This is a genomic window from Carnobacterium divergens DSM 20623 (assembly GCF_000744255.1).
Classification (GTDB): Bacteria; Bacillota; Bacilli; order Lactobacillales; family Carnobacteriaceae; genus Carnobacterium; species Carnobacterium divergens.
Genome location: NZ_JQLO01000001.1, coordinates 2,463,977 through 2,475,757, shown reverse-complemented (window position 1 = coordinate 2,475,757; position 11,781 = coordinate 2,463,977). Strand labels below are relative to the sequence as shown.

Genomic DNA, 11,781 nt, shown 5'->3' with positions numbered 1-11,781 from the left:
TAAAAACAAAAAAACAACTTAAATATAATTTTTTCACAAAAAGAAGCTTCATTAAAGACTTTTCAAGTCCCTAATTAAGAAAATCCCCAAATTTGCGATTACGATTAAAAAAGACACGAATTCGACATTATCGAATTTTATACACAAACTTTCTTTCTATTTTTTTCGATTAAAAATTAACACATGCTACCATCATCACTTTTGTTCATTTCAACATGAAAAAAAAAGAAGTTAAAAATGAGAAAACATCTCTTTTTACTCATTTTAATTCTCATCATTTTTTTAGTATTTTTAGTTAAAATAACACTTTGTTTTTTTAGAACAATCTGCCTCCAACAAAAAAAGCCCTAACTAAGTTCTGAAACTAGTTAAAGCCTTGCTCTTATTCTTCATCATTATTTGTTTGATCATTCTTTTCCAATTCAATTCGTTTAAACAACATATCATAAGAATTGTTCCCGTCAAAAAGGGAACGCTTCACTCGAGCAATTGTTGCTGTACTTGCGTGAGTCTCTTTTTCAATGACACTATATGTTTTCTTTTCATATAGCATTTTCGCAACTTGATAACGTTGCACCATCGTTTTAATCTCATTCAATGTTAGTAAGTCATCAAAAAAAGCAAAACATTCTTCTTTTGATTCCAATGCTAAAATACCATCAAAAAATTCATCTAGCATTTGATCGCGTATTTTATCTATCTGCAAAATCAAAACTCCTTTCACAAACTTATCTTGATTCCTTTTTTAATAGTATGCTCTTGACTGATTATATCAAATTATTCACTAAAAGTCATGAAGTTATGTTAAGGAAAATAAAATGAAATTCTTTATTGAAATCAACTTTAGCAAAAATCACTTTTACTAAGTAAAAATAAAAAACTATTTTAAAAAAAGAATAAGCTTATTTTAATCTGTTTTCACTTCACTTTCATGCTCATATTTTTACTATTTAATAATTTGCTTGTTGACAAAGTTTTTTTCTTGGACTATACTTTGGTCAATCTCATAAATAACTTACTTTGAAAGAGCGCAGTAGCATGTTATCCCTGTTTGTAGAGAGCTAGAGGTCGGTGAAATCTAGTACAAATAACTTTTGCGAAGTACACTCTGGAGTTTCTTGACTAACCTCAAGCGTTTTACGAACGTTATCTAGTAAATGAGTGACATTTACAACTTTGCTTTTGAGTTGTTTATGTAATTTGGGTGGTAACACGGTTAATTCGTCCCTATTAAACTGAAACTTTATGTTTCGGTTTGGTAGGGACTTTTTTATATTTCTAACTAATTTGAAGGAGTGAAGAACACATGAACATTATTGATGAATTACAATGGCGCGATGCCATCAACCAACAAACTGACGCTGAGGGCTTAAGAGAACTTGTAGAGACGAAAAATATTTCATTGTACTGTGGAGTAGATCCAACTGGAGATAGTATGCATATTGGACATTTAATTCCATTTATGATGATGAAACGATTCCAACTGGCTGGACATCACCCTTACATTTTAATTGGTGGGGCAACTGGTACAATTGGCGATCCAAGTGGTCGTACATCCGAACGCCAACTGCAAACAATGGAACAAGTTCAAGCAAACGTAGACGCCTTAACTGCACAAATGCAAAGCCTATTCGACTTTGGTGGAAATGACGACGTGACAATGGTGAACAACTTTGACTGGACACATGATTTGACATTACTTGATTTCTTACGTGACTACGGTAAAAACTTTAACATCAACACAATGTTAGCTAAAGATATCGTTTCAAGTCGTTTAGAAACTGGAATCTCATTCACTGAGTTCACCTACCAAATTCTTCAATCAATGGATTACCTTCACCTATTCAAGCACCATGATGTTCAATTACAAATTGGTGGCGCGGATCAATGGGGCAATATTACTGCTGGTTTAGATTTAATTCGTAAAAAAGAAGGCGCTGAAGCGAAAGCCTTCGGTTTGACAATTCCATTGATGTTAAAAGCGGATGGTACTAAATTTGGTAAAACTGCTGGTGGCGCAATCTGGTTAGATTCTAAGAAAACAACACCATTTGAGTTTTTCCAATTCTGGTTAAACCAAGATGATCGTGACGTTGTGAGATACTTGAAATTCTTCACTTTCTTAACAAAAGAAGAAATTGATGACCTTGCAAACAAAGTGGCAACAGAACCACATAAACGTGAAGCTCAAAAAACGTTAGCTAAAGAAATGACCAACTTTGTTCATGGTGCTGACGCATTAGCAGAAGCAGAAAAAATTACAGCTGCTTTATTCTCAGGTGACGTTAAAAATCTAAATGCGGATGAAATCGAAGAAGGCTTTAAAAATATGCCAACTTTCGAAGCAGCTAAAGAAGAAAAAAACATTGTGGACTGGTTAGTTGATCTTGGAATCGAGCCTTCAAAACGCCAAGCCCGTGAAGATATTAACAACGGCGCAATTTCAATGAATGGGGAGAAAGTTGAAAGTGTGGATGCTGTCGCTTCTCCAAGCAACTCATTTGACGAACGTTTCATCTTAATTCGTAAAGGCAAGAAAAATTACTCATTAGTTAAACTAGTTTAATTTTAAAAAGGGATAAATTCGGTTTTATCCCTTTTTAATTACCTCATAAAAAGGAGCTCAGATGATGATCCATTTAATTTCAGCAACTTCAAAAGAAGACGCCTTACTCTTAAACCAATTAGCTACTAAAATTTGGCAAGAACACTACATTCCAATCATCGGCGCGGATCAAGTTTCTTATATGCTGACCCACTTACAATCGGCTGATAAAATGTTCCAAGACATCCAAAGTGGGATGACCTACTATTTAATCCAAGTTATAAAAGCCGACGGTACAAAAGAATGGGCTGGTTACGCAGGATTTGAAATCAAAGCGGACCACTTATTTCTAAGCAAACTTTATGTATTAGCTGATTTTAGACAACACGGCATCGGCTCTTTTGTTTTCCAACACATTCTCAAAGAAGCAAAATCAAGCAACTTACCTGCCATCCAATTAACAGTCAACAAATACAACGACAAGTCAATTGCAGCCTATCAAAAAATGGGTTTTACAACCATTAAAGAACAAGTGGCTGATATTGGTGGCGGCTATGTACTGGATGATTACGTGATGGAATATCGTATCTCATAGAAGCACTCAACTATCAAAAAAACCTGATGCATTTCAACCTTTTTATGGCTGAAATGTATCAGGTTTTTCTTATTTTAAAATGCATACGTCAGCAATAATATCGCTGCTAAACCACCAATAACTGAAAGTCCCATCGACTTTGTTTTATAAGCAACTGCCATCACGATTACTGCCGCAATAATTTTCAAATTACTAAATAACGAAAAATCGCCATCTACAATAAAAACATCTTTAAAGAACAAGGCCGCAAACAACGCAGCTGGAACATATTTCATCCATTCATGAAACCATTCAGGAATATCACGCTTAGAAAAATACATCATCGGAATCACTCTTGGCAAATACGAAACAAATGCCATTCCTAAGATCAATAAGATAAATTGACTATTCATGTGGTGTCGTTGCCTCCGTCTCTAACGGTTGTCGTGTTTTTTCTTTAAACTTTAGTTTGCCAGCAAGATTCCGTTTCTTTAATTGCTTTTCAATCATATAACCAGTAAAAGAAGCAATAATTGTGGCTAAAATCAAACCAATCGTACTTTTTAAAATCAACATCGTCATAATTGACAATAATCCTGAAAAAAGACCTACAAAAATAATTAATTTATTTTGCAACTGCATCGTAAACATATAAATAAACATCGCAGTTAAAGCAAAATCAACAATATGAACATCTAATGGAAGCACTGACCCTAACATTGTACCTGCAACGGTACTCACTAACCAAGATGCTAACGAATAACGATTGACCATCAGAGCCTTATGGGCATTCCAACTTGAATCAGTGGAAAACTTCAAATAATTAACTGCATAATTTTCATCATTAATACTTTTAGTAAACAAAGCTATAAAGCCGCGCTTTTCTTTTTTGATAAATGTCGATAAACTAGAACTAAGCAATATGTAGCGCAATTCTAAAAATAGCGTCATCATGATAATCGAGAGAATTGGAGCTGAATCTACTAACATAGCTGCGGCCAGAAATTGAGCACCACCAGAAAAGACTAAAAACGAGATAAGTGCGGTATACAACCCATTAAATCCAACTTTTTGTAACAATACGCCACAAGCAAGACCAACAGGAATATAACTTAAGCAAAGTGGCATCGCAACTTTTAACGTTTCTTGCCAGACTGCTTGATTCTTCTTTAACATGAGACAATCCTCCATTTTACGTAGGTAAACAATGTGTCAATTATAACATAAAAAAATAAAAAATGATGCTCCTTTTTTCTGATAGACCAATAAGCTCTTTTGAATAAGAATTCATCCACAACCAAAATAAAAAAAAAGCTATTTAATTAGGCTTTTCAGTTATTTGGTTAATAAAGACTCATACTAAACTCATGTATTTCTTAGATTAAAAACAATGAAAAAACGATTCCAACTGCATCTACAGACTTTAGTTACCTTCCATATAACGCTTCAAGACGTGCTTTAAAGCTGTCCCGATTGTCTGTAAATTCAACAAAATAGTCTAGCTGCCATTTTTGTGTTACTTGGGCTTGTTTGCTAGTTGGAGAATCCCAACTTGGATAAACCCGCATGGCCATTTTCCCTTTTTGTGAATCTGTCCGTAAAATATGTTGCTCTATCAAAACACCTTTAGGAAAGACAAATTGACCTATTCTCTCTCCAAGAAAAGTTGTCACTACTAACAAATCTGGACTTTCCTTTTCATGAAAAGCTTGATTTTTATTTAAAGGATCTTTCTCCCAAAATGCAACAAACTGTCCAATTTTTGTTGGAGTGATTTTAGCAACCCGAAAACGAATCGATAGTTGATTTAATTGGAAAACGCCACCAGCATACTCCCTATTCTGCACTTCTTCAGCTAAGTTTTTCACCACAAATTGATTCGGACAATAGAAAATCGAATCGATTTGCAACATACACTCTTTAAAGTAATCCAATTCCACACTTCCTTTTTGATCTATTATAACATTTTTTGATAAAATAAGAGTTGACTCTTACACAATGGGAAGGTTTACAATAAACCTATAACCATTCTATATAGGAGGTACACAATGAAAAACTATGAAACAAAACAAGACTTACTCGATGAAATCAAAAAAAAACACGTAAAATACGATTCCGAATTCGACGCTATTCCCGAAACTTTAAAAAACACCCGAATTGAAGAAGTTGACCGCACCCCTTCCGAAAATTTATCTTATCAAATTGGTTGGATTCAGCTCCTTCTTAGCTGGGAAACAGCAGAGCAAAAAGGTCTCCACGTAACCACTCCAACTCCTGATTATAAATGGAATAATTTAGGCGGACTTTATCAATCTTTTTATGATAAATATGGGAACCTGCCCTTGACTATGCAAAGAAAATTATTACAAGATTCATTAAACGAACTTTACACACTTATAGAATCCTTTTCTGATGATGAACTATTCTTACCTAATCAGCGTTCTTGGGCAACTACTAAAGCGATGTGGCCTGTTTGGAAATGGATTCATATTAACACAGTAGCTCCTTTTACAAACTTTAGAACAAAAATTCGCAAGTGGAAAAAAAGCGTTTTAATTGAAAAAACATTAGACAACTAATTGTCTAATGTTTTTCTTTTTTTTAAAGAACGATCCTAATAAACTAGCAAAAATAATTCGAACAAAGAATAACAGAACCGCACCTGCTACTGCACCACTAGCTAAGGCTAGGTAAAAGGTATCCAAGCGACTTTTATTTTCATTGAAAACGATCGTTACTAAAAATGCAACAAAATAAAGCATTAAATTAAAGATCGCTAAGTACGTAATGATATCTAAAACGGAATAACCAATAATACTTAAAATAGCCATGATTGCTGTTACAATAATTGAACCATTCAATAAATTAAAGAAATACAATGAAAATGTTTTCCACTCCATCTCATTTTTCATCACTAAATGATTAAACCCATAGGATACACCTGCTAGTAACGATAATTGAATCCCTGTTGCAATAAAAATTTTAAAGAATATTCCTAGTGTTCCCATCATGTTACTATCAGAAAAAAGTCCACTGTATGGAGAAGCTGAAACTAATCGTGCCATACAAAATGCTGTAAATAATGAAATCAATCCAACTGAAACCAGACCATACCACCATTGACCTGCATTGTCTTTTTTTAATGGTGTTTTCAAGGTTTGACGTAAATACGACCAGTAATGATGAGCATGTTCTTTAATAACTGCTGAATCAACATTTCCTGTATCGGGCTCATCTGCTCCTTTTTCTGAAACAATCTCTTCTTGTAACAAATCTGTCCTCTCTTTGTCTTCACTACAATTTGGACAAACATCCTGCTCTTCAGTTAATTCGGTTTGACATTTTTCACATTGTTTCATCGATTAAAATCCCCCTTTGTTCATTAGGCATAATTGCCCTTTTAATAGTTTGACATAGCTTTTTATAAACATCAATAACATTGATTATTTATAATTCCAAAAAAAACACTCTTATTAAAAAAGTGTTATTTCGAAGCTACTGTTTCCCGTTCAATAATTTCATGAGGAATAATCATTTTTACAAACGGTGCTTCTTTTTCTTCAATTTTATCAATCAATTTCAGTGCGACTTGTTGACCAAGTTGCGGAACATTAATATCAATCGAAGTTAATTTAGGATAGGCCATTTTGGCAAAAATCGAGTTATTGAAACTAATAATTGAAACATCCATCGGAACTTGGTAGCCTAACATTAATAACCGTTGCATCACTGTTACCGCAAGCATATCATCGCTAACTACTAAAGCCGTCGGTGCCGTTTTTTGATGTTCAAATAACTTTTCTAATGGCTGTGTAACAGTTGCATTGTCAGAATCTGTCATTAAAATAGATTGTTGTGGATTAATAGCGATTCCTGCTTCTTGCAACGCATCTCGAAAACCCGCCATCCGTTCAATCGTAACTACTTGATCCAAATCATCCCCCACATACCCAATTTGAGTGTGTCCCTTTTGAAGCAAGTAATTTGTCGCGTCTTTTCCAGACAATCTATTATCGTTATCTACATACAATGTTTCATTTTCAAAGAGATACGGGCGACCAACCATTGCATAGATCAAGTTCGCTTCATGTAAATATTCAATAATTTGATCTTCCCACGTAGAATACAAAACAATAAAACCATCAACCGTTCCACGACGTGCCATCATTTTAATGCTCTCTAATAATTCACCAGTATCTTTTCCTGAAGCAAGAGACACCATGTAGTGTTTTTCGTTACACACTTTGCTAATTTCACGAATTACTTCTAAAAAGAATGGATTTTGAAATGCAACACCGTCTGAAACTGGCATAATTACTCCAATCGTTTTAGTCGTCTTACTAGCTAAACTTTGAGCTGAAAAATTTGGCACATACCCCAAATCCGCCATCGCCTGACGAACTTTTATTTTTGTTTTTTCGCTAATACTACTGTGATCTTGAATCGTTCTGGAAACAGTAGATGTAGCAACGCCAGCTTTTTTTGCAACGTCTTTGATTGTAACTGCCATTTTTTTAACTCCTTTTTATTATTCGTCTATCAAACCAAATTGATAAATCGTCTGATGTTTTTTAGGAATACCTGGCTGTAATAGAATCGATTGGAAATTTGAATGATGAACAGCATCGGGTAATCCTTGTGGTTCAATCGCAATCCCTAAGTGACTAGACATCTTTTGATTGCAAACAACGTAATTCTCGTCCATATTTGTTGTTGTAAATACTACAACACTTTCTTCACTGGTGGTGATTTCCATTTTCCGTTTGCTCTTTGGATCCGCCAAGTAAAGCTGAGGTTGCCCCTCTTTATGTTTTAGTTTAAACGCATCGTCATAGCCCTGTGGCTGTTTAAAAAATTGCCTAGCTAACAGCTTTGGCGATTGAAAATCAAAATTAGTACCTTCAACATCCATAAGACGTCCTGTAGGAATTTTTTCATGATCCAACTCAGCTACTTGATCACTAGCTATTTGCAAAATATGCGTTGAAATTTTTTCTTTTCCATTTCCACTTAAATTGAAGTACGCATGATTGGTTGGATTAAATAACGTTTCTTGATTGCTACTTCCTACCATTTCTAGCTTCAGTTCTTGATTTTTCGTAATCGTATACGTAGCACGTAATTGCAACTCTCCTGGATAACCATCTGTTCCGTCAGGTAAAACCAAGCTTAACTGAATACCACATTCTTCCTCTGTTACAAAAGGAACACTATGCCAAATTTGTTGGTGAAAACCTGCTCCTCCTCCATGGATATGATGTGGAAATTGATTTTGTGTAAGCTGGTGTGCCTTCCATTTTCCATTTCGGATGCGCCCAGCAACCGGGCCAACAAGTGCACCAAAATAAGCTTGATCCGCTAGATAACCGTCAATATTTTCTAAATTCAACACAACATTTTCACTGAATCCATCTCGGTCTGGAACATTGATGGCCGTTAGACGACCACCGTAGTTCAACAGCGTTACAGAAAAACCAGCTTCATTATCAAGCGTATACGATTCAATTTTACCTTTTGGATGAAGCAAAATGGTTTCTGTATTAACCTTCATTCCGGTAGTCCTGCCATGTTTTTTCTAATAAAGGATACGTCAATAAATCCGTTGTAGGAACAACCTTCGTTGCTTCTTTTAATTGCACTGCATCTCCTACACCAACTGCCGCCATATTTGCTGCACAAATCGCCGATACTCCCGCAATAGCATCTTCCACTCCTACACAATCAACCGGAGCAATCGCTAGCTGTTTTGCACCTTGAATAAAGATATCTGGTGCAGGCTTCCCTGCTTTTAAAGTTGTTGGATCAACGATTGTATCAAATAAATCGGCAATATTTAATTTTGCTAAGATAAACGGACCATTTTGACTTGCTGAAGCTAAACCTATTTTCAACTGCTTTTCTTTTAAATCAAGCAACAACTCTTGAATGCCTGGTAAAAGATCATTTGGCGTCATTTCTTCAATCATTTTTTGGTAGACATCATTTTTTTTGGTAGTCAATTCATTTTTTTCAGTTTGAGTATATTTAGTTGTCAAATTCCCTTTTTCAAGAATTTTTTCAAGAGATTCTGAGCGGCTAATTCCTTTTAACTCTTCATTAAAAGCTTCATCTACCACCACGCCAATTTCTTCCCCTAACCAGCGCCATGCTTTGTAATGATAATGGGCGGTATCTGTAATGACACCATCTAAATCAAATAATACTGCTTTCATACTAGTTCATCCTATTCTATCATTTATTTTCCACAAGTAAAATGCTTTTAGACTTGATAAGTTGGAACTGTTAATTTAGTCACTAATTCAACCACTTCATCGTATAAGTTTAATGTCAACGGCTCGCCGGATAGTAATGTCAAACTGGTTTCAGTTTGGTTCACTTCAATAAAGATTAAACGACCACGATAATTGATATGGAAACGATAGTAGTCCCAATCTGCTGGTACAAACGGTTTAAAGGAAAGCGTGTCTGCAAATGTTCGCATTCCTGCAAAGCCTTCAACAATCGTTAACCAGCTTCCTGTCATCGAGGTAATGTGTAGACCATCTTCCGTATCATTATTGTAGTTATCTAGATCTAGGCGTGCAGTTCGCGCGTATAGTTCAACTGCCTTTTCAGACATTTCTAATTCTGCTGCTAAAATAGCATGAACAGATGGTGACAAGCTTGACTCATGAACCGTCATTGGCTCGTAAAAATCAAAATTCCGTTGCTTTTCAGCTTTAGTAAATTGGTTATTAAAGAAATAAATTCCTTGTAAAACATCTGCTTGCTTAATAAAACATGAACGTAAAATTTTATCCCACGACCAGTTTTGATTGATTGGCAAATCTGTTTTTGCTAATTGACTAACTGGCATTAATTCCTTATCTAAAAACGTATCATGTTGAACAAAAACATCTCTTTCTGCATCATAAGGATAGTACATTTTCTCAATGATATCTTGCCATTTTTGTTTTTCTTCTTCTGTTACATTCGTACGATTTACTGCCTCTTTATCTGCAGTTTGTAATTTTTCTAGTGTGTAAGCTAACGTCCAAGTGGCTAACTTATTTGTATACCAATTATTATTGATATTATTTTCATATTCATTTGGTCCCGTCACACCGTGAATCATATACTGTTTTTTAGTTGCTGAAAAATGAACGCGATCTGCCCAAAAACGACTGATTCCAACTAAAACATCCATGCCTTCATTTGCTACATAGCTATGGTCTCCTGTGTAATTAGTATAGTTATAAATGGCATAAGCAATCGCACCGTTACGATGAATTTCTTCGAATGTAATTTCCCATTCATTGTGGCACTCGATTCCTGTAAAAGTAACCATTGGATACAACGCACCTGCTAAGCCTTGTTGTTTTGCATTATGGTACGCACCAGGTAACTGTTCATAGCGGTATTTCAAGAGATTTTTACTAACGGATGGGTCTGCTAATGCTAAATACAACGGTACAGCATACGCTTCAGTATCCCAGTAAGTAGCACCGCCATATTTTTCACCAGTAAAGCCTTTAGGTCCAATATTTAAACGCATATCTTCACCATAATAGGTAGAAAACAGTTGGAATAAGTTAAAACGAATTCCCTGTTGCTGTGCATCATCGCCGCCAATTTCAACGTCACTTAACTTCCATCTATCTGCCCAGATTTTTTCATGCGCTGTTTTTAGCTCTTCAAATGAGTGAGGGACGATACTCTCTTCCATTAACGCTTCCCCTGCTTTTAAAACAGCCTCTTTATCGTAGTCTCTTGATGTAGTGACAATAATGTTCTTTGTCAAACTAGCTTTTTGATTCGTTTCTAATTTTCCCGAAAAACATTCAGAAACCGTTAATTCTTCAATTTTTTCAGTCGTCTTTACTAAACCTTCAACCGTATTGCTCATTGTAGCAGCAACGGTAAATTGCTCAATTCCAAAATCATTTGGCTTTGTTTCTACTACTAAACGATTCGAAGCTGCTTCAACAGGTAACCAAAACATTTCATCGTAGTTGCTATCTTGATTTCGGACATCCCCATTTAATTGTGACTGAATCTCAATCTTGGCTGGTTCACCTAAATTTGTTACGATAACTTGAATGCTACATAACTCTTTAACTGCTAAACTTAAAAAACGTTGAAATTCAAATTTAATACGTTTTCCATTTTTACTCACGATAAAGCTTCGGCGTAACACACCTTTTTCCATATCTAATTCTAATAAAAAGTCTTCTATTTGATCGGTAAATAAATCAATTGCATTGCCGTCAATCAAAATATCCATTGCAATAATGTTAATTGAATTAATTACTTTCCCAAAATACTCTGGGTAGCCATTTTTCCACCAACCTACACGTGTTTTATCTGGATACCAAACGCCTGCAATGTAATTCCCTTCATGATGATCTCCTGAATAGCTTTCTTCAAAGTTGCCTCGCATCCCCATGTATCCGTTTCCTAAACTTGTCAAACTTTCTTGTAACCGGCGATTTTCTTTATCTAGTGTATTTGTTTTTACCTTCCAAGCATCAATATCAAATAAACGTTCAATTGTCATGTTGATTCCTCCATTATCTTTGTATTTATCTTTTTTGGTCTTACAACACCCTTATCATAAACGCAACCGGTTGCGTTTGTCAATTCCTTTTATTTTATTTATTCATCAGACAACAAATTTATCTCT

General features: G+C 35.1%; 12 protein-coding genes and 1 other annotated feature. Of the genes, 3 read left to right on the top strand and 9 right to left on the bottom strand.

Annotated elements, in window-relative coordinates:
- Window positions 1–382 precede the first annotated feature (382 nt).
- On the bottom strand, window positions 383–706 hold the full coding sequence (locus BR52_RS11785; protein WP_034573077.1) for a YerC/YecD family TrpR-related protein: 324 nt from the start codon (window positions 704–706) through the stop codon (window positions 383–385).
- 305 nt (window positions 707–1,011) lie between these two features.
- Window positions 1,012–1,232 (top strand) — a binding site (T-box leader).
- A gap of 74 nt (window positions 1,233–1,306) precedes the next feature.
- On the opposite strand from BR52_RS11785, the gene tyrS reads away from it, so the two are divergent.
- The gene (gene tyrS / locus BR52_RS11780; RefSeq protein ID WP_034573074.1) at window positions 1,307–2,566 is read left to right on the top strand and encodes a tyrosine--tRNA ligase; all 1,260 of its coding nucleotides are present in this window, start codon (window positions 1,307–1,309) and stop codon (window positions 2,564–2,566) included.
- A 64-nt stretch (window positions 2,567–2,630) separates the two neighbouring features.
- The gene (locus BR52_RS11775) at window positions 2,631–3,140 is read left to right on the top strand and encodes a GNAT family N-acetyltransferase (RefSeq protein ID WP_034573071.1); all 510 of its coding nucleotides are present in this window, start codon (window positions 2,631–2,633) and stop codon (window positions 3,138–3,140) included.
- Window positions 3,141–3,214: 74 nt separating this feature from the next.
- Here BR52_RS11775 and BR52_RS11770 read toward each other — a convergent pair whose 3' ends face one another.
- From BR52_RS11770 to BR52_RS11760, 3 genes are all read right to left on the bottom strand, one after another.
- Window positions 3,215–3,532: an AzlD domain-containing protein gene (locus BR52_RS11770; RefSeq protein WP_034573068.1), complete on the bottom strand. Its 318-nt coding sequence runs from the start codon at window positions 3,530–3,532 to the stop codon at window positions 3,215–3,217.
- Window positions 3,525–4,295 carry an AzlC family ABC transporter permease gene (locus BR52_RS11765; RefSeq protein ID WP_034573065.1) on the bottom strand — a complete coding sequence of 257 codons (771 nt, stop codon included), beginning with the start codon at window positions 4,293–4,295 and terminating at the stop codon, window positions 3,525–3,527. The genes BR52_RS11770 and BR52_RS11765 overlap by 8 nt, the downstream gene beginning before the upstream one ends.
- A 251-nt stretch (window positions 4,296–4,546) precedes the next feature.
- Window positions 4,547–5,053, bottom strand: a complete 507-nt coding sequence (locus BR52_RS11760) for a MepB family protein (protein WP_034573062.1) — start codon at window positions 5,051–5,053, stop codon at window positions 4,547–4,549.
- A 114-nt stretch (window positions 5,054–5,167) separates the two neighbouring features.
- On the opposite strand from BR52_RS11760, the gene BR52_RS11755 reads away from it, so the two are divergent.
- Window positions 5,168–5,698, top strand: a complete 531-nt coding sequence (locus tag BR52_RS11755) for a ClbS/DfsB family four-helix bundle protein (protein WP_034573059.1) — start codon at window positions 5,168–5,170, stop codon at window positions 5,696–5,698.
- Here the strand turns inward: BR52_RS11755 and BR52_RS11750 are convergent.
- The 5 genes from BR52_RS11750 to BR52_RS11730 form a co-directional block, all read right to left on the bottom strand.
- A complete protein-coding gene (locus BR52_RS11750) occupies window positions 5,687–6,478 on the bottom strand; it encodes a class-II aminoacyl-tRNA synthetase family protein (protein ID WP_034573056.1) in 792 nt (263 codons plus the stop codon). The two genes, BR52_RS11755 and BR52_RS11750, sit on opposite strands and share 12 nt — an antisense overlap.
- 125 nt (window positions 6,479–6,603) lie before the next feature.
- Complete coding sequence (locus tag BR52_RS11745) at window positions 6,604–7,629, bottom strand: LacI family DNA-binding transcriptional regulator (protein WP_034573053.1); 1,026 nt, start codon at window positions 7,627–7,629, stop codon at window positions 6,604–6,606.
- A gap of 18 nt (window positions 7,630–7,647) precedes the next feature.
- Window positions 7,648–8,670 (bottom strand): aldose epimerase family protein, encoded by a 1,023-nt coding sequence (locus tag BR52_RS11740; RefSeq protein ID WP_034573049.1) that lies wholly within the window; start codon window positions 8,668–8,670, stop codon window positions 7,648–7,650.
- Entirely contained in the window at window positions 8,660–9,331 is a 672-nt protein-coding gene (gene pgmB, locus BR52_RS11735) for a beta-phosphoglucomutase (protein ID WP_034573046.1), read from the bottom strand. The genes BR52_RS11740 and pgmB overlap by 11 nt, the downstream gene beginning before the upstream one ends.
- A gap of 47 nt (window positions 9,332–9,378) precedes the next feature.
- Entirely contained in the window at window positions 9,379–11,655 is a 2,277-nt protein-coding gene (locus tag BR52_RS11730; protein ID WP_034573044.1) for a glycoside hydrolase family 65 protein, read from the bottom strand.
- Window positions 11,656–11,781: the final 126 nt, after the last annotated feature.

What these genes read in the sequence shown, in the direction of transcription:
- BR52_RS11765 (WP_034573065.1), bottom strand. Translation starts at nt 4,295, where the DNA reads ATGTTAAAGAAGAATCAAGCAGTCTGGCAAGAAACGTTAAAAGTTGCG.
- pgmB (WP_034573046.1), bottom strand. Translation starts at nt 9,331, where the DNA reads ATGAAAGCAGTATTATTTGATTTAGATGGTGTCATTACAGATACCGCC.
- BR52_RS11750 (WP_034573056.1), bottom strand. Translation starts at nt 6,478, where the DNA reads ATGAAACAATGTGAAAAATGTCAAACCGAATTAACTGAAGAGCAGGAT.
- BR52_RS11730 (WP_034573044.1), bottom strand. Translation starts at nt 11,655, where the DNA reads ATGACAATTGAACGTTTATTTGATATTGATGCTTGGAAGGTAAAAACA.
- BR52_RS11775 (WP_034573071.1), top strand. Translation starts at nt 2,631, where the DNA reads ATGATCCATTTAATTTCAGCAACTTCAAAAGAAGACGCCTTACTCTTA.
- BR52_RS11755 (WP_034573059.1), top strand. Translation starts at nt 5,168, where the DNA reads ATGAAAAACTATGAAACAAAACAAGACTTACTCGATGAAATCAAAAAA.
- BR52_RS11740 (WP_034573049.1), bottom strand. Translation starts at nt 8,670, where the DNA reads ATGAAGGTTAATACAGAAACCATTTTGCTTCATCCAAAAGGTAAAATT.
- BR52_RS11770 (WP_034573068.1), bottom strand. Translation starts at nt 3,532, where the DNA reads ATGAATAGTCAATTTATCTTATTGATCTTAGGAATGGCATTTGTTTCG.
- tyrS (WP_034573074.1), top strand. Translation starts at nt 1,307, where the DNA reads ATGAACATTATTGATGAATTACAATGGCGCGATGCCATCAACCAACAA.
- BR52_RS11745 (WP_034573053.1), bottom strand. Translation starts at nt 7,629, where the DNA reads ATGGCAGTTACAATCAAAGACGTTGCAAAAAAAGCTGGCGTTGCTACA.